The sequence below is a fragment of the Kangiella spongicola genome (genome assembly GCF_003194565.2).
Taxonomy (GTDB): Bacteria; Pseudomonadota; Gammaproteobacteria; order Enterobacterales; family Kangiellaceae; genus Kangiella; species Kangiella spongicola.
On the sequence record NZ_QICH01000003.1, the window covers coordinates 20136 to 43132 of the forward strand.

Here is a 22997-nt window from a genome sequence, read left to right on the forward strand (position 1 = left end):
TTTATGACAAGAAGTTGGAAGTGGTTAAAAAGGATTCTGTGGGGCCTGTTAGGGCTGTTGGTTGTATTGTTTTTAGCTGTTTCCACGCTTGTCTATTTCTTAAACTCTGAATCTTATCTTCAAGACTATCTCAAAGAAAACCTTGGGGTTGAGGCGGTCATTGGTGAGTTAGATGTTTCGCTACTAAGTGGTACAGTGAACATCAGCTCAAGCATTATCGGCCCTAAAGATGATCCTTTTATCCAGTTCGATAGCCTTAAGGGCGAGCTAGACTATAGTCGCTTATGGTCGAGCAAACTGACCGTGGAATTGTTGCAGCTCAATAATGCCAAAGTGCGCTATCCTTTTGAGTTAAACCTTAAGCAATCTAATCAAGATAGCGAAGACACTTCCTTACCTTTTGATTTTATCGATGTTGCCGCGATTGATGTTAATAACCTAAGTTTTGAGTATCGCGGTGATGTTTCTTTACTGGCCAAAGGCGCTAGCGTCAAGGTGAGAAATATCCCTGTCGCAGAAGATGGGTTTTTGTTATTTGACGATTTAGACCGATTAGTCAAAGCCAGTAAAACCACACTCGAGGCAGAGCTTGAAACGCTTCAATCGGATAAAACCCAACTTAATAATTTAACGCTTAATGCCCATATCGATGAGCAGCGATTAATCATCGACGATATTACTTCTGGTAAGTCTTTAATCACTATCGATTTATTGCAACCGCCGAATACTCAAGCTAAAGCGCCAGCAAAAGCTACGCCTGCTGTTGTGGCATCAGAAAAAGTTGCAGGTGCCAGTGAGTCTGAGAAAACCCTAGAGCTTCCTTTTAACGATATTGTTATAAAGCGCATCGATCTGGGTGAGACCGACTTGAATATACAGGACAAAGAAGAGTTATCGATTAAAGGGATTGAAGCTGTATTTACTGAGTTACTTCTGGTTCAAGACAAAAAAGCCTTGTGGCTGGATTGGACGGCTTTTTATAACGCGCAAGACAGTCGTTTAAAGTTAAAGTCCGAGGCCATGAAGTCTGACTTTTTAGATTTCGCTACATTGAGCCTAGAAGGAGAACTGAAACAAGGAAACTTTACGATTCCAGATTTTAATCTTATGCAACCAACGTTTAAGTTGAACTTAGATGCTGGCGATGAGGAGTCGAAAGGAAAAGCTACTGCTAAGCCAGCTGAAAGTAATAATTGGTATCTACCTTTTAAAAGTGCCACTTTGCAGAAAGCAACCATTTCACAAGGTACCTTGAAACTCACGAGCGATAAGAAACAGCATAATATCAGCGGTATAGAGCTTGGACTGAACCAGATCCCATTAGTCGTTGAGCATCAGCCTATCTTTGTAATCGATAAGCTTAGTAGTGGCGCTAAAGCTGCAACGGTTTCCCTAAATAGCGCTTCTTACGCTGGGGACTTAGGTGACATCAAAAAAATTAGCACAGAACTCAGCTTAAGCGATTCTAATCTGGTGATTAAAGATTTAACCTTTGTAGACCCCAACATAACCTATCAAATAGATAGCTTGGGTGATGGGGAGCAAGCTCCAGTTGAGCAGGAGCTACCGAAAGAATCTTCTATGAAACCAGGGCTGCCTTTGTCCGAAATCGTTTTGGATAAGCTTGTGGTTAAAAGTGGTGCGGCAGTCGTAGAAGTCGATGGAGACTCCTATGAGACAAAGGGGCTTAATTTTGAAGCAACCCAAATACCAATTTACGGTGAAGATAGTTGGGTAGTTGCTCAACCAAACAATTGGAACACAAAAACTGTTGCGAATGTAACCATTGAGTCAGTCACTGTTCCACAAGGCTCGCTTACTAAAGCTGGTCTTAATGCTGAATTCGAGGGTAACCAGCTAAACGTTACTAAATTAGAACTAGGGGGCGCAGACCTTTCAATAAATGTTTCAGACTCTAGTGAAGATGCACCATCAAATACCAGTGAGCAGTTACCATTAGAGTATGTGCAGTTAAAAGGGGTTAATCTCAGAAACCTCAATTTAAAATATAAGAATAATGATATTGAGTATCAGGTTACTAACGGCAACCTTGCATTAGATAGATATCCCTTGATTAGAGATGCTGCTTTGGTGAGCCAGCCTCTGGATTATTTGTCCCAAAGTACTAACCAGGTTGCACTCAATATGTCGAGTCTCAAGATTCCTGAGGGCACTATCGATGGCTTGGAACTTAAAGGTGCTCTGCGAGATAAAGATTTATTATTAGATTATTTAAGAACCCAGTCTGCGGATCTGGTATTTAAAAATTCCCCTGATAATAAAGCTGGCGAAGAGGACAGCAGTAAAGAGAGCAGCCCAAGCAAGCCTAAACCTAGCAATGATTTTGCGTTGCGCACCATTAAAATCGGTGACTTAAAGTTACGTGGAATTAATGCTGAGTTGGTGCAAGAGGGCGGAAAAGAATTGAGTGCAGCATCGGTCGAAGAGTCGACCCCTATCACTGTAAAAAATCTGTACCTTGGTGCCACAGAAATCATGCTCGCTAAAAACCACCAAACCATTGACCAGTGGTATGGCTCTCAGCTTGAAAATGCATTTACTTTAATCGCTTTAAGAGTTGACAATATTGCGCAGCGTCATAATGACATCAGTGACTTAGCGATTACAGCGGTACAAGACAAGCAGATTATTAATATCCAACCACTTAGGATGACTATTAATGAGTCGCCGTTTAGTGCTAACTGGGTTATTGATTTAAGCAAGCAGCCTTACCAGTCCACATACACTTCGGAGTTTAATAGCCTCGCTCTGGAAAAGCTAATCGAGCCAGCTAATGACGAGAGTATTGCCATGTCGGGGCAACTAGAGGGAGAGGTCGAAGTCTCTTTCGAAGGGCTGGACAGCGATACCCTACTAAGTAGCTTGGGTGGTGAGATTTTTGTGCGAAACCAAAGCTTGGTTACGATTGAGCGTCTGAATATTAATAAAGTCATTAGAAGCTTTTTAGACAGCCAAGAGTTTGGACTGCTTGATATTGGTGGTTTTTTATTGGCCGGCCCGCTTGGGCTCTTAGCGTCGCAGGGAGTCAGCTTACAGGATACTATAGGTCAGTTAGGCGCTGATAAAGGTGATACAAAGATTCCAAACTTGAATATCGATATGGACATCAAAGATGGGCTTTTAATCACTAAAGACGTGGCAGTTGCTACTGATAAGTATCGTTTTGCCTTTAATGGTGAAGTGATTTTAGACAAGCAAGAATTTAAAGATTTCGACTTCGATATTATCAATAAGAAAGGATGCCGTGAGTATGGACAAACCCTTAACGGTAGCATTACATCGCCAGAAATCGAAACTTTCACCGCGGCTTTCGATGCCGTAACCGGCTCTGTCGTTGGTCTCTTTAAGCAAGGGGTAGGACTGATCACAGGTGGTGCCTGTTCGGCCGTTTATGAAGGCGTGGTACCTCACCCGGAAAAAGGTGCGGAAATTATTCCAGAAGACAAGCGACGCACATTTGATCCAAATGCTCCAGAGGATGGGGCAGTAGATGGTGCCGACAACGGCACCGAATCAAATGAGGGCACTGAGCCACCTGCTGAAGATGGCGATAACGTGGACTAACCGTTAGCGATAGCGCCTTTGTTGACGCCTTCAAAGGCTTTTACGCGAATCGCAGAGTCTGGCTTTATTGCTTTTAGCTGCTTCACGATGTGGCTAGCGATTAACTCGACGGTGGAGTCACTTTTCATCAAATGACAACGCGCTTTAGGTAGCTCTAACGAGAAGTAACCCTGCTCACTGGTATAGGCGAAGCGGTAATATTCGGTGGCGTCTTCAACTTCAGTTTCAACCAAATCTTCTTCAGTACCAATATAAATATCTTCCCACTTTTGGCACCAGAAAGCTTCTAGATCTTCGCTACGTTTACCATTTTCAAAGATGTGTATTTGTGAACGGTGGCCGTGAGCAATTCGCTGGCAGTCGCCAAGGTGTTTCTTTAAGCCGTGGGCGTAGTGGTAATAGTGGCCTGCGATAGCTTCTGTATTCAGTGTGAGATGGACTTTGGCGACGTTGTTTGGGACGACCTCTAAACAGGCTTTGTTAAGAACTTTAATCACCGCATCCATCGTCACTTCTTCTGCATCCAGCAGCACCACGGCTTGCTCTGGTGATTGGTGGTGATAGCGATGTCCTGAAGTGTCTTTTAAGGTCAGTTTTAGACCTTTATCATTGTGCTCTGTGGCCACGTAGTCGCTGTTGGCAGGTACTACTAGCTTATGGTCAACGGTGGCATCTATGGCTTGCTTGATGCGTTTTTTCACATCACCAAAGTCAAATACCATGCCCTGGTCGTCGAGTTCACCCTCTAAAACAAGGTCAACAATCCAGCTTTCACCGACAATTCCACGATGAATATCGAATAAAGCGAAGTCAATTACAGTAAGTTGGTCAACAAAGAGTGCAGGCATAGCCAAAACCGAACGGTGGTTAACGTTTAATATTGCGAGGAATTATAGCATAATCACTGCAAACACTAATTAAGATTTTGATGATGACAAAGAAATATGACTTATACGCCCTAGGAAATGCACTAGTGGACGTTGAAATTGAGGTCAATGAGACTGAACTTGAGCGCTTAGGTGTTGAGAAAGGCGTTATGACGCTAGTTGACGAGGAGCGTCACGATTACTTGTTAAGCCACCTAAATGGTAACATCCACCAGCGTGCTTCCGGCGGCTCGGCGGCGAATAGTGTTATCGCTTTGGCGCAACTCGGTGGTAAAGCTTTTCATTCGTGCAAAGTAGCGAAAGACGAGGCTGGTGTGTTTTATTCGGATGATCTAAATAGTGCTGGCGTTGCTAATACTTTGGGTCAGCTTGAAGACAATCACGGCACGACAGGTAAATGTTTGGTTATGATTACACCTGACGCAGATCGAACCATGAATACTTTCTTGGGGATCAGTAGCGAGCTCAAAGAGCAAGACATCAACTACGATGCCTTAGCGCAGAGCGAATATTTATACATCGAAGGCTATTTAGTTAGCTCGCCAGAAGCCCATATGGCAGCGATTAAGGCGCGTAATTTTGCTAGAGAAAATAACGTCAAAGTCGCGACCACTTTGTCAGACCCGAATATGGTGCGTTTCTTTAAGCCTGAAATCGAGCAGATTTTAGACGGTGGCGTTGACTTATTGTTCTGTAACGATGACGAAGCGCTCGAATACACAGGCGTTGATCAGGTGGAAGATGCGCTGAAGATTCTAAAACAGCAAGCAAAGCAGGTGGTGATTACCCTGGGTAAACAAGGTGCGCTAGGCTTTGATGGCGAGACATTGCATACGATTGAACCGTTTAATGTTAAAGCTGTGGATACTAACGGCGCCGGCGATATGTTCGCAGGGGCTTTTATGTTCGCGATTACTAACGGTTTGAGCTGGGCGGATGCGGGCAAGTTAGCAAGTTATGCTTCTGCGCACTTGGTCACTCAGTTTGGCCCAAGACTAAAACCTGAAGCGGTTAAAGAGCTTGTTGCCAATGTTAATCAGGAGTTTTCTCTAAGCTAATGCGACATATTGGAATCATGCGACACGGTGACGCTCCATATATTAATGGCGAGCGTCAGATTTCGAACCTTGGTCATCAGCAAATTAAGCAGATGGCCAAGTGGTATGCGGAGCATTTAAAAGGGCAGGGACTAACTCTTGAGACCTTGTTAGTCAGCCCAATTCTGCGAGCGCAGCAAACCGCAGAAACCTTCGAGTCTACCTTTAATACTTTAGTCGATTATGAATGGAGCCGTGAGACCGAACCTCTACTTAAATCTGAGTCAGATCCAAGCATGACTATCCCTTTTGTGGAAGAGGCCACACAAGGCACTACTTTGTTGATAAGCCACATGCCTTTGGTCTCACATTTGTGGGCAGGATGGTTAACAGGCGAAACTCAGTATTTTCCAACATCGGCAATCGGTATACTCGATGTTGCTGAGCCGGCTGACACCAAGACTGCTAAAAAAGTAGTCTTTCACAGTCCTGAATAACCCTACTGCTATAAATTAAACTGGAAGTGAAGGCCAAAAATAGCTAGCATTGCCTTTCTTATGACATAGGTGTGACATCCGTCTTGAAACAACTAAAAACCAAAAAAGCAAGCTTACCTCGTGCCTTGTGGGTTATTCTATTTTCCATTGCTTCCACTGGGAAATATAGCCTACTGACCCTAATCACGGCTTTATTCAATCGCAGTGAGTCGGCAAAAAAGACTGTCAGATCGAAAATCGACCGTATCATTCATCGGTGGGCCAACAGCCTAACTAAAGCCGTTCGACTGCGCTGGACGGTTGAAGGCGATTTAGAAGCTGAAGCTGAACCAGGTAGGCGCGTAATTATCGTCGCCAATCATTCTAGTGCCTATGACATTCCACTGATTTTTGCGGCGTTACCCGGCAGTATCCGCATGATTTCAAAGAAAGAATTGTTCAAAATCCCACTTTTGTCACGAGCCATGAAAACCGCCGAAATTTTGTCTATCGACCGTCAAAACCGGCAGCAGGCGATAAAGGATTTATTGATAGCCAAAGAGAAAATGGAAAGCGGAATCAGAATTTGTATGTTCCCTGAAGGAACGCGCTCCGCTAGCGGTAAGCTATTTCCATTGAAAAAAGGCGCCATTCGGTTAGCTATCGATACCAATGCTCTGATTATTCCGGTGGCAATCGAGGATATTTATAAAGTCCTGCCGAATAAAAAGTGGCTACAGATGCACATGAATCAAAAGGTTACTGTCAAAGTCGGAAAAGCGATTGATTGCCGTGATTTTGAAGTGGCTGATCGAAACCAATTATCAGAATTAGTATATAATTCTTTATACAGTATGTTACGTGAGCAACAGGAAAAGGTGGCACCATGATTGAGCAAGACATTTATCAGCAAGCAGAAGCTGAATTAAGCACCATTTCTGACTTCGTTCGCTTTGCTGCGACCCAGTTTCACCAAGCCGATTTGTATTTTGGGCATGGCACCGACAACCCTTGGGACGAAGCGGTAGCTGTGGTGCTGCAAATGCTTGATTTGCCAGCGGATTATCCGCAAAGCATGCTGTCCGCTAAAGTTTTAGCGGAAGAAAAGAAACACCTTATTCATGCCATTAAAACTCGCGTTACTGAACGTAAACCTCTCGCTTTTATTACTAATAAGGCCTATTTCGCGGGACTAGAGTTCTTTGTGGATGAGCGCGTCTTAGTGCCTCGCTCTCCCATCGCAGAGCTTATCCATAACGACTTTTACCCTTGGCTAGAGGCGGATAATCCAAAAGTTTTGGATTTGTGCTGTGGTAGTGGCTGTATTGGCTTAGCGATTGCTGCTTATATTGATGATGCTGAAGTCGTGATGTCTGATATTTCAGAAGACGCTTTAACGGTCGCTGAAATTAATATTGAACGTCTGGGGCTTTATCACAAGGCACGCGCGGTGCAGTCGGACTTATTCGATGGATTGAATGGTGAGAAGTTTGATCTTATTGTCTCTAACCCGCCGTATGTGGACGCAGAAGATTTGGCGGATATGCCGCAAGAATTCCACCATGAGCCGGAAATTGGTTTGGGTTCTGGCGATGACGGTCTCGATTTGACTCGTCAGATCCTAGAAAACGCTGCCCATTACTTAACCGACCAAGGCGTGCTAATCGTCGAAGTAGGCAATAGCTGGCCGGCGCTTGAAGAAGTCTTCTCTGATATCGATTTCCACTGGGTTGAGTTTGAAAATGGAGGCGATGGTGTTTTTGTTTTAACCAAAAAACAATTGTTAGAACACTTTAGCTGATCCATGTTATACGAAAATTCACTTAAGCAATCTAAAGATTTATCCTCAGAACTCTGTGTTCAGCAACTCGCTCAAGTATTCAACGAGTCTTTTGCTGAGCACAAGGTTACTCTCAAGCCTGGTGCCACAGAGCCCTTTTATCAAGCAGCTGATTCGACGAACGGCCTAGCAACGATTCATTCCACCTATGATTATTTTTCCAGCGCCTTGCATGAGGTTGCTCACTGGTGCATTGCAGGCAAGGAACGACGCCAGCTTGATGATTATGGTTATTGGTACGCACCAGACGGACGTACCGCCGAGCAACAAGCGTTGTTTTATAAGGTTGAGGTTAAGCCACAAGCACTAGAGTGGGCTTTTAGTTTGGCCGCCGGTGTGCCGTTTCGCCTCAGCTTAGATAATTTAAATGCCGATACGGAAGCTTTAGGTGACGCAAAAGCCTTTGGCTACGACGTTCATACACAACTTAAAAGCTATTTTGAGCATGGCTTTCCACCAAGAGCCACTGCTATGATACAACTGTTGTGTAAGCTTTATCGCTCGCAACAGCCGATTCAGCTTCCAACACTAAATATTTCTCGACTCATGCCCTAAACCCTGGTCTTAACCCTTTTGGAGAAACAGTTAGGTACGCTATGTTTACTTTAGGTTTTATCATCAATCCTTTCGCCGGTATCGGCGGTAAAGTTGGCCTTAAAGGTAGTGATGGCGAGGCTATCCGAACTGAAGCGTTCGCCCGCGGCGCCAAGCCTCAAGCCGTCAAACGTGCCCGAATTGCGCTAGAGGGGCTGATTGATTATAAAGATGAGATCCAGTTTTTAACCGCCTCTGGAGACATGGGCGAGTCACTGCTCAAGGACATGGGGTTTAGCTTTAAAGTGGTACATCAAAGCCATGAGCCATCTGTTTATCAAGATACTATTGATGCAGCTATGATCATGGCCGGGCTTACTAAAGACAGCCCGCATCAGGTCGATGTTTTATTATTTGCTGGTGGTGATGGTACTGCACGAAATATTTACCAAGCGGTGGACGCAGCTGTGCCAGTATTAGGGATCCCTGCAGGCGTTAAGATTCATTCAGGGGTTTATGCGGTGACACCTCATGCCGCCGGGTTGGTTATCGAGAAGATGATTAAGAAAGAGTTGGTGAGTCTGCTCGAAACGTCGGTCATGGATATCGATGAAGATGCTTTTAGAGAGGGCGTCGTTCGCGCCAAACAGTATGGTGAAATGCAGGTTCCTGCGGAGCATCGTTACGTTCAAGCGACAAAGTCTGGCGGGCGTGAAGTCGAGGAACTGGTGTTACAGGACATTGCCGACTTCATTATTGATAACATGGATGAAGAAGACTATTACCTTATCGGCTCGGGTTCGACCTGTGCATTTCTAATGGAGTGTATGGGGCTTGAAAATACGCTGCTGGGAATTGATTGCGTGCATCAAGGAGAAGTCATTGCGAGCGACATGACCGAATCAGACATTCTTGAGTTATTAGCAGAGCATAAAGGGAAGGTGCGATTAGTGATAACTGTTATTGGCGGCCAAGGTCATATTATCGGTCGTGGTAACCAGCAACTTAGTGCTCAGGTGCTATCTCAACTCGAAAAGGACGATATAAACATTATTGCAAGTAAGACCAAGCTTAATGAATTAGAAGGTAAGCCGCTGATTGTAGATAGTGATGACCCTGAGCTAAATCAACGTTTAGCCGGTGTAATCCGCGTTATTACGGGCTATGAAGACTTTGTTTTGTACCCAGTTGGATTGAATAGTTAGGCAATATTGAGAATTTGTCCCGTGCTTTTGTGCGAGATCTCGCACAAGAGCCTAAGCCAAAGCTGAAAAAGCTGGTTGTTTTAAGCCTTCCTAAATCCATCGCACCCGTAAGTCACTGAAAAACATAGAGTTATTTTTTTTGTCATAAAATCGTCTTATTTCTTTCATCAAACCACCGATTGTTCGAAGCAGAAAACTTGCTAAAGTAGCTTCCGTGTTCAGGGAGAACATACTATCTACAAATCGAACAACGGAATAATAATTTAGGACGATATTAAACGGACTTATTATCCAAGGTAGGATTAGGGAAGGCAATGGGACGGACTCATCCTATATTGAAAGCGACTTAGGTCGCTTTTATTTTGCCTGTAATTTATAACAAATAGTTCTAGTACCTTCTTTTATAACCATTATTTTCAATTAAGCTTCATTTCTTTTTATTCAAAAACTTGTGTAGACTAAAATTATTACAACGGCAGTTAGCTCTGCTCACTTAAACCTTTAGCACAAGTCTAGGACATTAATGACAACACGAGTTTTACTAAACTTAGTTCATCCAATATTTGAAAAATCGTGGGCTAATCAAGCGATGCTTGAAGCTATACAAGACCTAAGTTACGTACACGTTAATGACCTTTACGAAGAATATCCCGACTTTTTTATCGATATACAGCGAGAGCAAAAGCTCCTTCTCGATCACTCGTTAATTATCTTTCAGCACCCTTTTTACTGGTATAGTTCGCCATCTCTTCTAAAGGAATGGCAGGACCTAGTGTTAGCTGAAGGTTTTGCTTATGGTGAAGGTGGCTATCAGTTAGCAGGACGTTATTGGCTAAATGCTATTACTGCGGGAGCAGCCAAAGAAAGTTATACGCCTCATGGTTTCAACCATTTCTCTACCACTGAACTTCTCAGACCTTTTGAACAAACAGCCGACTTTTGTGGCATGAAATTTGTTGAGCCGTTTGTGATGTATGAAGCCGAAACCATCAGCCACAGAGCGGTCGAGAAAGAAGCGCAGCGCTATCGTGACTATATCGAGTCGCTTGCTCATTCATTGGATTTGTTTAGTGATATTAATGAAGAGGAGGCCAGTTAAGTGGAAGAAGCAGGTTTCCTTTATCAAGCATTTGTTTTTCTCGCGGCCGCTGTTGTAGGTGTCTCTATAGCTAAGCATGTGGGCTTAGGCTCGGTGCTAGGGTATTTAATTGCTGGAATGATTATTGGGCCATTCGCGCTTGGTCTGGTCGGTCACGACGTCGACGATATTATGCACTTTGCCGAATTTGGCGTTGTCATGATGTTGTTTTTGATTGGCTTAGAGTTACAACCCAAAAAGCTGTGGAATATGCGAATGCCTATTCTTGGCTTGGGTGGCTTGCAGGTTTTGATTACAACCTTGTTACTGATGCTTTTATCGCTCGCTTTTGAGATGCACTGGAAGATGGCTCTCGCCATCGGCATGATTTTAGCGTTGTCCTCAACGGCAATTGTGCTGCAAACCTTAAGCGAAAAAGACTTGCTAAGAACTGATGCCGGAAAATCTGCCTTCGCCGTTCTATTATTCCAAGATATGGCGGTTATCCCGATGCTAACCCTGTTACCGCTATTGGCCACGCTTCCTGTGGAAACTTCGGTCTCTGTGGGCCACACCGAGTTAGAAGCTTGGCAACAAGCAGCGTTAGTTTTCGCGGTTATTAGCGGCATAATTTTAATAGGACGTTACTTGATTCGTCCTTTGTTTAATTGGATTGCACGAACTGGCTTGCGCGAAATTTTTATCGCAACGTCTTTACTGCTTGTATTGAGTATTACCATTGCCATGGAGAAAATAGGTCTTTCACCGGCTCTGGGGGCTTTCTTGGCTGGCGTAGTATTAGCGGAAAGCGAATATCGTCACGAGCTTGAAGTGGGGCTTGTGACCTTTAAAAGTCTCTTATTGGGACTTTTCTTTATTACCGTTGGCGCGAGTATTAACTTTGAAATTCTAATGCAGTCTCCGTGGGTGATTTTGTTACTGATGACGACTCTAATCGTTATTAAGCTAATCGTCTTAATGTTACTCGCTAAGCAATTTAAAATGTCCCTGATTGAAAACTTTGTGTTTTCATTTGCCCTAGCGCAGGGTGGTGAGTTTGCTTTCGTGTTATTTATATTTGCGGTACAAAACGGTGTATTAACTGAGGAAATTGTTTCTCTATTAACCGTGGTCGTTGCGCTGTCGATGGCTTTAACGCCAGTGTTGTTAATTATTTGTCAGAAAATCATTGTGCCAAAACTCTCTTTCGGCAAAGAACGTCGAGAATTTGATAATGTTGACGATGGTGATACCCCCGTCATCGTAGCTGGGTATGGCCGCTTTGGGCAGATTGTCTCGCGGATTCTGCGCTCCCAGGGCTTTGACACGACGCTTCTTGAATATGACGCGGTACAGATTGATTTAGTTAAGAAGTTCGGCACCAAAGCTTATTATGGCGACGTAACTAATGAGGAAGTTCTGAGAGTTGCGGGAGCGGATGTCGCTAAGATGATCGTTATCGCCGTTGGCAACCAAGAGAAAAGCTTAAAAGTTATCGAGTTATGCCGAAAACATTTTCCACACTTAAAAATCTATTCACGAGCAAAAGGACGTCGTGAAGCTTATGAACAAAAAAAAGCAGGTGCCGACTTCGTTATGCGCGAAACGCTTGGCTCGGCAGTCATTCTCGGCAGAGAAGCTTTGATGGGGCTGGGTTACCGTAAATATCAGGCGCATCGTACCGCAACAGCTTTTTATCACTATGATTCACAGCACCTAGAGGATTTAGCTGAAGTTTGGGGCGACAAGCAGTATGTGCTAAAAGCCGCTGAGCGAGCCGAGATGCTAGAGGAAGTTTTAAAAGCAGATCAGCGTGGCTCAAAAGTCATGCGTCAGGCTTGGAACACGCCAGTCTCTTATGAGGAAGAAGAGGGCGGAGAGTCTGTTACGGAAAGTAATAAAGACGATAAGCAAGCCCCCGATAATAAAGGATCTGAAGAGAGTTCATAGCTTTGACGTTACCCGAGATAAGTTACTTTGAATTAACCATTAGCTGCTTACCAGTAATTTTGGCGGCGATAATTTTCTACCGTTGGAAAGCGAATAGTAAAGAGCTCATTGTCGCAACTTTAAGAATGATTGCTCAACTTATAGCTGTTGGATTCGTACTAGTTTACTTGTTCAAAAGCACGTCGAGCTGGCTAGGCAGTTTGGTGATTTTGCTAATGTTGATAATTGCAGGTTGGATTGCGATGAGGCCTCTGGACGATAAAAACCTTAAGCACATTGGGTTATTATCGCAATCCTTGCTGATTGGCTGTGGTTCGATTCTAGTACTGATTATTGTCTATGTCCTGGACTTGTCGCCTTGGTATCAACCGCGGTATGTGATTCCTTTGGCGGGTATGCTTCTGGCTAATACCATGAATAGCTTAAGCTTGTCTGGTGAACGCCTACAGATGGAGATAAACGCAGGGACCTTGCTTGAATATGCGCGTAATAAAGCATTTTATGCGGCTATGATCCCGCAAGTTAATGGTTTATTAGCGGTAGGGCTGGTTGCGTTGCCCGGGATGATGACGGGACAGATTCTCTCAGGCGTTAGCCCTTTGGTTGCGGTGCGTTATCAAATCGTTATTATGGTCGCGATTTTATGCTCATCTGTATTTTCAACGGCTTGGTATTTAAGCCGTAGGACTAAATTTCTAAGTGTAGTTACTAAGCGCAACAACAAAGCCGAAGATTAAGTTTAAAGCGGTGATGTTCTGAGTGGTGAGATGCGACTGAGTAAGGTCTTAGAAAGCGGTGATGGTTGGCCGAGCATAGCGCAGCTAATCACTTCTGCGCATAAAACTGAATAACACAGACCACGCGCGCCAAAACCGTAATTGAGCCAAATGGACTGATTGGTACCTTCGTTTGTAATGTCACCAAAGTAACCACAAAACGGAAAGCGATCGTAGCTCGTCGCGCGTACGCCTGGATGCTCGTCAGCAATGTCTTTTTCACTAAAGGTAAAGCCAAAACGCTGATTAACCTGCTCGATATTTTTAATCGAATTCTTGCGCTGAACTGCCTCATTACAGCTATTCTCAAAGGTAGCTCCGATCACTAATTGATTTTGATAATGCGCAATATGACCGTCATGATTGATTGGGGTGCGGTGCTCTAGTTGCGCTTTTAGTGTCGTCAGCTGGCCGCACATAGGGGCAACTTTTGGAAACTCTGTTTCATTAAATAAACTGTCGGCAAGATAACCGTTAGCAACGATAATGTGATCGTAATCGTTGAGCTTGCTTAAACAGGTTATTTCAGAACTTAAGTGTAGCTGCTCAGCCGGTAAACCTTTGACCAGATGATGGCAGAACTCAAGCCCATTCACCTGAATGGCGGGGATTTTCAGGGACTTAACCGAGCTTTCCCCAAGCTTTAGAGTTTCAAACTGGAACCATTCTTTATGCTTATCCCAGGTTTGGGCTGAGTAAATTTGTTGATATTGATCGATATGAAACTGTGAGTATTTTCGGTTGGGTAATTGATGAACCAAATTGCTGTATGCGAGCTCTGGATATTGGCTTATGTAGTTTCTTAAGTGCTGGAAGCCATGAAAGGTAAGTTGGCTGTAGGCATTGTGATCGACCGACATAACAGGCATCGCCATTAATGAGGGCATGTTAGATGCGCCAGTGCAGAGCCCTGACTTGTCGTATAAATGGACTTCAACTCCAAGCTGGTGCAACTTTTGTGCTAGCGCGCACCCAGCAAGCCCTGCGCCAACAACCGCAACCTTGTTAGGTTGAGTTCTGGTTTTGATATAAGGCGTGGCTAGTGTGGGTTTCGGCGAAGATAAATCTTTATCAGTAAATCGTGCGGTTAGCATTTCACGCTTACGGCCGAAACCAGGTCGCTTTTCAATTTCAAATCCGTAGTATGGTAGTGGTTTGCGCAGAGCTGCTGCTACCGTGAAGGTTGATAGTGTGGTGCTTGGGTTGCTATGAAGCGCCATAAAATGTAGCAAGCCCTTAACCCACATTTCAGGGTTCTTGCTTGGCGCAAAACCGTCGAGATACCAAGCATCAAAAGTAAAGTTCTCAGGCAGTGCCAGCTCTTTTAGTGCTTTATCGATTGGATAAAACACTAGGTGTAAGGTGATATTGTCTGCGATTTCAATTTGATGTACACCGGGTAGAGCTTCGGGGTAGTTTTCGATTAAGGTCGCCGAGTATTCAGACTCAATATCTAGAACTTGGTAGATTTGGCGTAAATTTTTAGGGTTGATCGGAAACTGCTCAATCGACCAGTAATGTAGCTCAGGTTTTTGCTCAGCGTTACCGCGAGAAGCTACTGTTTTTCGCCACAAGTCTGCCGTTAATAAAAAGTTTAGGCCTGTACCAAAGCCAGTTTCAAAAATATTGAAGCTATTTGGTGAGCCTTGAGCGGCTAAAGCTTGAAAGCGTGGAGCTAGATTGTTGCCTTCAAGAAAAACATGGGTGCTTTCTGCGATGCCATCTTGGGGATTAAAGTAAATATCATCGAAAGCTGGAGAGTAGGGCGCTAGCTGAGCATTAGCTTCAAGGTGACTATCGTCAGCACTAAGCCACTGATGCTTTTCTGAGTCGAATCGACGCCATTCGATAACGGCGGGTTTTACGCCCAGAAAAGCATTGTGCATAGGAATTTATTTCTTTTCGATCAGCGTCAGGAATTCGTTACGCGTATTTTGCGAAGAGCGGAATTGTCCGAGCATGGTTGAGCTAGTCATAACCGAGTTCTGTTTTTCCACACCGCGCATCATCATGCACATGTGTTTCGCCTCGATAATCACGCCGACACCAGAGGCGCCGGTAACGTCTTGAATCGCTTCTGCGATCTGCTTGGTTAGGTTCTCTTGGATCTGCAAGCGACGCGCAAACATATCTACAATTCGAGCAATCTTCGATAAACCGATAACTTTCCCTGTTGGTAAGTAGCCAACATGAGCTTTACCGATAAATGGCAACATGTGATGTTCACACATAGAATAAAGCTCGATATCTTTTACGATCACCATCGAGTCATTGTCAGAGTCAAATATAGCGTTGTTGACCACAGTGTTGAGGTCTTGCTCATAGCCCTGGGTCAAGAACTTCATAGCCTTAGCAGCTCGTTTTGGCGTGTCGAGAATACCGTTGCGTGAAATGTCTTCACCAAGCTCAACCAACACATCTTTATATAAACTTTCTAATTTATCGGACATCTTGCCATTTCCAGTTTCAATTTCAGTCGTAATTCTAATGGATATCGCTACAATACCCAAATAAATATGCCAAATATGTCATTACTTATGTGGAATATCGTTGCCGATGAAAATATGCCTCTGGTTAAGGAGCTTTTTGCTGAGTTCGGGGGCACGCCTGCGCAAATAAAAAAGCTGTCAGGGCGATGTATAACGGCTAAAAACCTTTATAAAACGGATATTTTATTGGTTCGTTCGGTAACCCAAGTGAATCAAGAGCTCCTTAAAGGTTCACCAGTTCGCTTTGTAGGAACGGCCACTATCGGTACCGATCACATTGACCTAGATTACCTTTCGCAGCAAGGTATCGAGTTTTCAAGCGCGCCAGGCTCCAATGCACAGGGAGTTGCCGAGTATGTATTAACCAGCATCGCTTACTGGGCTGAGAAGCGACATGTTGACCTAAATACGATTAAAGTCGGGATTATTGGTGCCGGTAATGTCGGAAGTCGTGTGGCGAAGGTTTTGGATACTCTGGGTATAGACTATTTACTTAACGATCCGCCTCTGGAGGCTGCCGGTGACGCTCGATCTTTTGTTTCGCTCAAAGAGATAAACCAGTGTGACGTCATTAGCTGTCATGTGCCCTATATAGCCTCTGGGCAATACGCAACCTATCACCTCATTGATGATGCATTCCTCGAAGCCATGCCAGATCAAAGCCTTCTGATTAATAGCTCTCGAGGCGCAGTGCTTGATAATAATGCGGCTTTTGGCATAAAATATGCGGGTAAATCAATCGATTACATACTGGATGTTTGGGAAGACGAGCCGAAGGTAAACATAAAACTGATGGATCAGGCGTTAATCGCCACACCACATATCGCGGGTTACTCACAAGAAGGTAAAATTCGCGGTACTTATCAGCTCTATCAAGCCTTAAACCAATGGCAAGGGTTTGAAAATAGCATCAGCCTCGACGAATTGTTACCACAGGCTCCAAAGTGGCACTGGGACGGCACAATAAAGGGCTTATACCAAAGCATCAAGCCTTATTACGACATTGAAGCCGATGATCACCGAATGCGCCAAGTAGGTGCTAACATTGAGCAAAAGTTTGATTTTTTGCGTAAAACCTACCCGCAAAGACTAGAATTTCTTGATACTCTATAATTTATGAAACCACTTAATTATATTCTTAATGCAAAAATCCAACGTGGTTGGAAAATTGTAATATTCAGCTTCATACTGACCGCTTTTATTGGCTTGCCGTTGATGTTCCTCGCTTCCTTTATTGCAGCTGGAGCCATGCAGACAGCGCTTGGGCTAATTTCTATTTTTATAGTCGTCGCTGGGATGGTGAGTATGATGGGTGGGTTTTTTATTGTTTTGTATGATTTGTATAAGAGTTAAGGTTTTCTGTCATCCTGACAAAAGTCAGGCTCTTTCATATCTACGGTATTAATATCTTATTTCACTTTTCTTGCGCGCCCAAGAAAAGTAACCAAAAGAAGGGCGCCCCAAAATAGTGGTCTTACAGACTCCCTTCAAATCACTTAAGTATTGACGCACCGTGAAATACAGTCCTTCCATGACCTGAATTTCACTATTTGAATCATCCACGATTCAAATTGCTATACTTTTCGTGATTCTCAGCACTATTTTACGGGGTATTAGAGCAAGCCTAAATATTCTGAAGTGTTGTCATCTCGTGGCTCGACTGCGCGACCGAAGGAAGTCCCTTTAGGCAGGATCCAGTGTCTTTACGTCTGGTCTGAATAAGAGTTGTAGTAGCTAAAATATTAATGGGATAGTTAGAAAAAAGGATAATATAATTAGGAGAATGAGAAACCCAACCCACTGACTGGCTAAACTGTCTTGTTCGATTTTAGGGAATAGTTTTTTGCAGATCCAGTTACCAACAAACATTGGGCAATCTACAAAGATGGCGTGAATGAGATCAATCACTTGATCGTTTCATCCCACCAAACTTTTTCTTTGGCTTTGAGCTGGTGCTGGGTGTCTTCTTGTCTTGCTTTTTAGCTAGACGTTTTTTATCGCGTGCGCTGAGGCTTTTTTTACCAGTAGGTTTACGTTTTTTGGTTCCGGCGGCTTTGCCACTTTTCTTGAGCTTTTGTGGCCCTTGGTATTTGGCGACAAGGTTTTTAACGGTTTTGACTTGAAATTTAGCACCGAGCTTACGCTGAACGGTGACCATGAGGTTCCAGTCTTTATGCGTAATGAGGGAGATGGCTGCGCCTTCTGCGCCAGCTCGACCGGTACGGCCGATGCGGTGAATGTAATCTTCGAGACTTTGTGCCATGTCGAAGTTAATTACCAAGTCGACATCTTTAACGTCTAACCCGCGTGCGGCGACGTCTGAAGCAATTAGGACATCAAACTTGCCATCACGGAACTGCACCATGATGTGATTTCGGGTATCTTGTTTGATATCACCATGAATATGACCGACGCGAAGTTTGTGGTAGCGAAGTAAGCCGCTAAGGCGCTCGACCTGGGTTTTGGTATTACAGAAAACGACCGCTTTACGGTATTTTTCATTCTGTAATAACTGGCCTGTAAGCTTTTCTTTATGCTCTAAGCTGTCTGCGGTAATAATCGACTGATGGATATTTGACTGCGCATCTTCATAAGTGTTGAGGGTAATTGTTTCAGGATCTTTAAGCAGGGTATTAGTGATATGGCGAATCCCTGAGCCCTCCAAAGTCGCAGAGAAAAGTAGGCTTTGGCGTTCGCTCGAGCAATAGTTTGAAATAGCGATAACATCATCGCTGAAGCCCATGTCCAGCATCTTGTCGGCTTCATCCAGCACTAAAAACTCTAAATCTGAAAAGTCAGTCTCGCCTTGTTGGCTGTGATCTAAGATTCGGCCCGGCGTAGCGATAATGATTTCTGGATTTTTACGCATGGCAGCGCGCTGTACCTTGAACTCTTCGCCACCAGTGATTAAGCCTGCTTGAATGCCTGTGAACTTAGCTAAATCCATGGTTTGTTTATGAATTTGACGGGCTAGCTCACGAGTTGGCGCTAGAATTAATGCGCGAGTACCTGAATTTGGCGCTTTCTTGTTTAATAAACGTTCCAGAATAGGAAGCACAAAGGCTGCCGTTTTACCCGAGCCCGTTTCCGCGCTCGCCATTAAATCTAAACCATCCAACACCACAGGAATTGCTTCCTGCTGAATATCTGTAGGCTCCGTGAAGTTAAGTTTATCAAGGGCTTTAATCAGTTTTGGATTGAGTTCTTGGAATATGCTCATACGGTTTAGGGGTTCTCTATTAATGGTGTCCTTAAATTCTGGGGCTAATTCTACCACTATCTCTATTTGACTGTTACTGTTTACCCAACTTAGTTCCTTTAACGTTTTCCAAGCAAAGGTCTTAGCATGCCTTCGAGGCCATTGAGCTTGACTTCGTACATCAGTGCGAGCTGTTGGCCAAGCTTACCTTCGGGGTAGCCGTTCTTATGGAACCAGACGAGGTAGGGTTCGGGAAGCTCTAGTAGCTTGCGGCCTTTGTATTTACCGAAGGGCATGGTTTGGTTGATGCTTTGAAGAAGAAGTTCTTGATTCATAAAGTTGAGACTTACTGGTCTTTGCATTTCTTTGTGATCGCTTTATGATGCTATTACCTCAAATTATTATTAAAAAGGCAATTATGATGAGAAAAACAATGATTGCGTCGCTGGTAGTTTCGGCGGCTTTAGGCTTAGTCGCTTGTGGTTCTGCACCCGTGGTTGAAGAAGTGGCGCCTGATTACGCCAAGCAAGCTCAAGAAATCAGCAAAAAATATGTTATCGCAGACCTGCACATTGATGTGCCTCATAGACTGCATGACTCAAATGAAGACATCAGTGTTGCTACCGAAGGCGGTGATTTTGATTATCCGCGTGCGATTAAAGGTGGTTTAGATGCGCCATTCATGTCGATTTATATCCCTGCAAACCTTGAGTTCGAAGGCGAGGGTAAGAGTTTTGAGCTTGCGAATGAGCTGATTGATAACGTTGAAGCTATAGTTGCTGCGAACCCTGATAAGTTTGCGCTAGCAACCAGTCCGGCGGAAGTTCAAGCGAACTTTGAAAAAGGTCTAGTTTCTTTACCAATGGGCATGGAAAATGGTTCGCCAATCGAAGGCAAGTTGGAAAATGTCCAATATTTCTACGACCGTGGCATCCGCTACATCACTTTAGCGCATTCGCGCAGTAACCATTTATCAGATTCGTCGTATGATGAAGCGCGTCCTAACGAAGGTTTGAGCGAGTTTGGTAAAGATGTAGTTCGTGAGATGAACCGCTTAGGCATTATGGTTGATGTTTCGCACCTTTCTGATGATGCGTTTTATGATGTGATGGAAGTGTCTACCGCTCCAGTAATTGCAAGCCACTCTTCAGTTCGTGATTTTACGCCAGGCTTTGAGCGTAATATGGACGACGACATGATTGAGACTATGGCGGAAAAAGGCGGTGTCATTTTTATCAACTTCGGCTCGACCTTCATCTCGCAAGATTCCATCGATAATAACAACGCTTATAAAGCTGCGGTTAAGACATATATCGAGTCAAACAACTTAGATTCTGAAAAGGACGCAGAGAAAATTCGCAGTTTTACAAAAAGTTACCGTCAAAGAACACCCTTTGAGTTTGCTGACTTAAATGACGTTTTAGATCACATTGATCATGTGGTTGAGTTGGTTGGCGTGGATTATGTGGGCCTAGGCTCAGACTATGATGGTGTGGGCGATAGCTTGCCGACGGGGCTGAAAGATGTGTCTACTTATCCTAACCTGATTAAGGGCTTGTTAGAGCGCGGCTACTCTGAGCAAGATATTGCTAAAATGCTGTCTGGAAACTTGATGCGCGTTTGGCGTGAGGTTGAGCAAGTCGCAAAAAAGTAATAGGGTAAGCATAAGTTATAGATTACGAAAGACGATTTACTAACAAAGAAGAGAGGAAACTATGAATAAAAAGATCATTGGGATTGTATTGCTAGTAGTTGGTATCGCTGTATTCTTCTGGGGGTATAACATGACTCAGTCAGTAGGCGAAGAGATGAAGGAAGCCTTTACCGGTTCTTTCTCAGATAAAGCTACTTGGTTGATGATTGGCGGTGGAGCCGTTGGTTTAATTGGCTTACTACAGTTAGTTATCGGTAAGAAGTAATCATAAATATTTTAATCGTTAATAAACCCCGAAAGAACTTTGTTTTTTCGGGGTTTTTCAATCTAGGGATATGAACTAAAGTGAAAGTAGAAGATATTAAAGCTTTTGTACCGAGCAAGGACTTTGCGGCATCAATAGCATTTTATGAAGAAATTGGTTTTCACTCTCAGTCTGTATCGAATGAGCTTGTGCTTTTCGAAAATGGAGACTGCTATTTCTTCTTACAGAATTTTTACGATGAAATGCTTGCAAGTAATTTTATGTTGCAGATTTGCGTAAGTGATATTGATGCTGCTTATGCGAAGTGCGAAGCTTCTTCTTATAAAACCAAAATCTCAGGCATTAAAAAAGAGTCATGGGGTAAGGTGTTTTATCTATGGGGGCCTGCCGGCGAGTTACTTCATATGACTGAACTGAGTGACTAGCTCATTTGATGCTGACTTGCTTCTCCATGATATGACAAGCAAGTCAGGCAAAACTAGTCTCTAACATTAATCTAATTTTTTTGTTACTTAAACTTTGACTCTAAATTCTTAATTTGTGTATTGAGTACGCTATCCACGGCTTTGGCCATCATTTCAGACTCTTCGCCAACAAATCCTTTTACTAAATAGGTCATGGTTAATGTTGTCAGGCCTTTAGTTTTTTCTGCAAAGCCCCAAGACATGTGACCATAAACGCCCATGCTTTGTAGCGGACCTAAACCACCGACCATCTGCACATTTTTATTGGGCATGACCATGCTTACAGTCATGTGCATCGCTTCTTTATCACCATTTACTTCACAGAAGCAGCCGTTGGCTTTAGGCTCAATGTACATTTTAGTCGCATCGCCAAACCAGGTGTGGCTCGATTCCCACCAGTCACCTACGTTTAAGAACTGCTGATAGACTTCTTCAGCCGGTGCTTTGATGGTGGTTTCTATTTTTATTGAAAAATGTTGCTTGCTTTGTGCGCTGACAAGAGCTTTGGCGCTGAACGATGCAAATGTTGCTAACACTAGGGTAAGCAGTGCTGTTAAAAGTTTCATAGTATCTCCGCAGTGTTCTTAGTTATTGTGGTTGATATTGCCGATTATTATTCGCCGTTTGCAAAAGTTTTACCAGCTCTTGTGAGGCATTGGATAATGTTTTATTTGTGCGATAAATAATCCCCATATCGCGATCTGATAAAAACTGCTCAGAGGATAAACTAACTAATGGGCTTTGTAGCAATCTCGTAGGCAGTAGAGTCCAGCCCATTTTACAGGCGACGAGCTTGGCAATGACTTCCAAGTAGTTCGCGGTTTTGACTTTCCCTAAGGTAACGCCAGCGTTCGCAAGCTGTACCTCAAACAGTTCACGTGGGAAAGTATGGGCGGGCGGTAAAATACAAGGGTAGTTTTCGAGTTGCTCTAACGGATTGCTTTCTTTGGTCAAAGCGTAATCCTTATGGCAAACAATGGCTAACTTATCTTTCCACACGAGTTCATGTTCCAGTCGCGGGTCTTTTTGTTGCGGGAAGGTCAGCAGGGCTAGCTCTAATTCACCACTTAAAACGCGCTCATAAGCGAGCTCAGAATCAATGAACTCAATATTGACGTCGACATCGGCAAAGGTGTCGGCATATTGCTCCAGATATTCAGGCAGCAGATGAAGGCCAATATAATGACTGGTGCCAATATGGAGCTCGCCGCTAACCTTGCCACTCAAGTCACGAATGTTCTGCACCGTATCTTCGATATCGCTGATGATTTGAGGCGCTTGTTGCTGCAGCAACTGCCCAGCTTCGGTTACTGCGACATGGTTACCCACACGATCAAACAACTGACGACCGACTATCGCCTCTAAGCGCTTGATTCTTTTGCTAAGCGCAGGTTGTGTCATCTGTAGTTCTTTCGCCGCTAGGGTGAAGGATTTAAGTCGGGCTACGGTCAAAAAGGTTTTAAGAAGATCTATATCCATCAGTTTAGCTCAGAGGAATCTTTGTCGGTTATGCCGTGATTCCTAGTGGTTATGGGTTTTATAAAAATAATGAATTGGA

At 43.8% G+C, this 22997-nt stretch carries 22 protein-coding genes; 15 read left to right on the top strand and 7 right to left on the bottom strand.

Annotated features, from left to right (window positions below):
• The first annotated feature begins 3 nt into the window (after positions 1 to 3).
• Entirely contained in the window at positions 4 to 3585 is a 3582-nt protein-coding gene (locus tag DL796_RS08995) for an AsmA family protein (RefSeq protein ID WP_110201388.1), read from the top strand.
• Here DL796_RS08995 and DL796_RS09000 read toward each other — a convergent pair.
• A complete protein-coding gene (locus tag DL796_RS09000; protein ID WP_110201389.1) occupies positions 3582 to 4433 on the bottom strand; it encodes a 6-pyruvoyl trahydropterin synthase family protein in 852 nt (283 codons plus the stop codon). The two genes, DL796_RS08995 and DL796_RS09000, sit on opposite strands and share 4 nt — an antisense overlap.
• An 83-nt stretch (positions 4434 to 4516) precedes the next feature.
• On the opposite strand from DL796_RS09000, the gene DL796_RS09005 reads away from it, so the two are divergent.
• The 9 genes from DL796_RS09005 (at position 4517) to DL796_RS09045 (ending at position 13329) form a co-directional block, all read left to right on the top strand.
• Positions 4517 to 5530: an adenosine kinase gene (locus DL796_RS09005; protein ID WP_110201390.1), complete on the top strand. Its 1014-nt coding sequence runs from the start codon at positions 4517 to 4519 to the stop codon at positions 5528 to 5530.
• Positions 5530 to 6006: a SixA phosphatase family protein gene (locus DL796_RS09010; RefSeq protein ID WP_110201391.1), complete on the top strand. Its 477-nt coding sequence runs from the start codon at positions 5530 to 5532 to the stop codon at positions 6004 to 6006. The genes DL796_RS09005 and DL796_RS09010 overlap by 1 nt, the downstream gene beginning before the upstream one ends.
• Positions 6007 to 6089: 83 nt before the next feature.
• Positions 6090 to 6875: a lysophospholipid acyltransferase family protein gene (locus DL796_RS09015; RefSeq protein WP_227593040.1), complete on the top strand. Its 786-nt coding sequence runs from the start codon at positions 6090 to 6092 to the stop codon at positions 6873 to 6875.
• Positions 6875 to 7786: a 50S ribosomal protein L3 N(5)-glutamine methyltransferase gene (gene prmB / locus DL796_RS09020; RefSeq protein ID WP_406946425.1), complete on the top strand. Its 912-nt coding sequence runs from the start codon at positions 6875 to 6877 to the stop codon at positions 7784 to 7786. Before DL796_RS09015 ends, prmB begins: the two co-directional genes overlap by 1 nt.
• A gap of 3 nt (positions 7787 to 7789) precedes the next feature.
• Entirely contained in the window at positions 7790 to 8380 is a 591-nt protein-coding gene (locus DL796_RS09025; protein WP_110201394.1) for an elongation factor P hydroxylase, read from the top strand.
• A 41-nt stretch (positions 8381 to 8421) separates the two neighbouring features.
• The gene (locus DL796_RS09030; protein ID WP_110201395.1) at positions 8422 to 9564 is read left to right on the top strand and encodes an ATP-NAD kinase family protein; all 1143 of its coding nucleotides are present in this window, start codon (positions 8422 to 8424) and stop codon (positions 9562 to 9564) included.
• Between the two features lie 523 nt (positions 9565 to 10087).
• On the top strand, positions 10088 to 10663 hold the full coding sequence (locus DL796_RS09035) for an NAD(P)H-dependent oxidoreductase (RefSeq protein ID WP_110201396.1): 576 nt from the start codon (positions 10088 to 10090) through the stop codon (positions 10661 to 10663).
• The gene (locus DL796_RS09040) at positions 10664 to 12592 is read left to right on the top strand and encodes a monovalent cation:proton antiporter-2 (CPA2) family protein (protein WP_110201397.1); all 1929 of its coding nucleotides are present in this window, start codon (positions 10664 to 10666) and stop codon (positions 12590 to 12592) included.
• A gap of 2 nt (positions 12593 to 12594) precedes the next feature.
• Positions 12595 to 13329, top strand: a complete 735-nt coding sequence (locus DL796_RS09045) for an ABC transporter permease (protein WP_110201398.1) — start codon at positions 12595 to 12597, stop codon at positions 13327 to 13329.
• A 2-nt stretch (positions 13330 to 13331) separates the two neighbouring features.
• On the opposite strand, the gene mnmD is transcribed toward DL796_RS09045, so the two are convergent.
• Both mnmD and folE read right to left on the bottom strand, forming a co-directional pair.
• A complete protein-coding gene (gene mnmD, locus DL796_RS09050) occupies positions 13332 to 15254 on the bottom strand; it encodes a tRNA (5-methylaminomethyl-2-thiouridine)(34)-methyltransferase MnmD (protein ID WP_110201399.1) in 1923 nt (640 codons plus the stop codon).
• Between the two features lie 6 nt (positions 15255 to 15260).
• Entirely contained in the window at positions 15261 to 15818 is a 558-nt protein-coding gene (folE, locus tag DL796_RS09055; protein WP_110201400.1) for a GTP cyclohydrolase I FolE, read from the bottom strand.
• A gap of 75 nt (positions 15819 to 15893) precedes the next feature.
• Here folE and DL796_RS09060 point away from each other — a divergent pair, with 75 nt between their 5' ends.
• Together DL796_RS09060 and DL796_RS09065 are read left to right on the top strand one after the other, a co-directional pair.
• Complete coding sequence (locus DL796_RS09060; protein ID WP_227593042.1) at positions 15894 to 16970, top strand: 4-phosphoerythronate dehydrogenase; 1077 nt, start codon at positions 15894 to 15896, stop codon at positions 16968 to 16970.
• Positions 16971 to 16973: 3 nt separating this feature from the next.
• On the top strand, positions 16974 to 17210 hold the full coding sequence (locus DL796_RS09065) for a hypothetical protein (RefSeq protein ID WP_110201401.1): 237 nt from the start codon (positions 16974 to 16976) through the stop codon (positions 17208 to 17210).
• A 547-nt stretch (positions 17211 to 17757) separates the two neighbouring features.
• Here DL796_RS09065 and DL796_RS09070 read toward each other — a convergent pair.
• Both DL796_RS09070 and DL796_RS09075 read right to left on the bottom strand, forming a co-directional pair.
• The gene (locus DL796_RS09070; RefSeq protein ID WP_110201402.1) at positions 17758 to 19077 is read right to left on the bottom strand and encodes a DEAD/DEAH box helicase; all 1320 of its coding nucleotides are present in this window, start codon (positions 19075 to 19077) and stop codon (positions 17758 to 17760) included.
• Between the two features lie 98 nt (positions 19078 to 19175).
• A complete protein-coding gene (locus DL796_RS09075; protein ID WP_110201803.1) occupies positions 19176 to 19391 on the bottom strand; it encodes a DUF3820 family protein in 216 nt (71 codons plus the stop codon).
• Positions 19392 to 19477: 86 nt separating this feature from the next.
• Between DL796_RS09075 and DL796_RS09080 the strand changes: the two genes are divergently transcribed.
• The 3 genes from DL796_RS09080 (at position 19478) to DL796_RS09090 (ending at position 21400) form a co-directional block, all read left to right on the top strand.
• Positions 19478 to 20710 (top strand): dipeptidase, encoded by a 1233-nt coding sequence (locus DL796_RS09080; protein WP_196598003.1) that lies wholly within the window; start codon positions 19478 to 19480, stop codon positions 20708 to 20710.
• A gap of 61 nt (positions 20711 to 20771) precedes the next feature.
• Positions 20772 to 20975 (top strand): DUF3185 family protein, encoded by a 204-nt coding sequence (locus DL796_RS09085; protein WP_110201403.1) that lies wholly within the window; start codon positions 20772 to 20774, stop codon positions 20973 to 20975.
• A gap of 80 nt (positions 20976 to 21055) precedes the next feature.
• Positions 21056 to 21400, top strand: coding sequence for a VOC family protein (locus tag DL796_RS09090; RefSeq protein ID WP_110201404.1), 345 nt, complete (start codon positions 21056 to 21058; stop codon positions 21398 to 21400).
• 83 nt (positions 21401 to 21483) lie between these two features.
• On the opposite strand, the gene DL796_RS09095 is transcribed toward DL796_RS09090, so the two are convergent.
• Together DL796_RS09095 and DL796_RS09100 are read right to left on the bottom strand one after the other, a co-directional pair.
• Positions 21484 to 22005 carry an SRPBCC family protein gene (locus DL796_RS09095; protein WP_110201405.1) on the bottom strand — a complete coding sequence of 174 codons (522 nt, stop codon included), beginning with the start codon at positions 22003 to 22005 and terminating at the stop codon, positions 21484 to 21486.
• A gap of 22 nt (positions 22006 to 22027) precedes the next feature.
• Positions 22028 to 22918 carry a LysR family transcriptional regulator gene (locus DL796_RS09100; protein WP_110201406.1) on the bottom strand — a complete coding sequence of 297 codons (891 nt, stop codon included), beginning with the start codon at positions 22916 to 22918 and terminating at the stop codon, positions 22028 to 22030.
• Between the last annotated feature and the right edge of the window lie 79 nt (positions 22919 to 22997).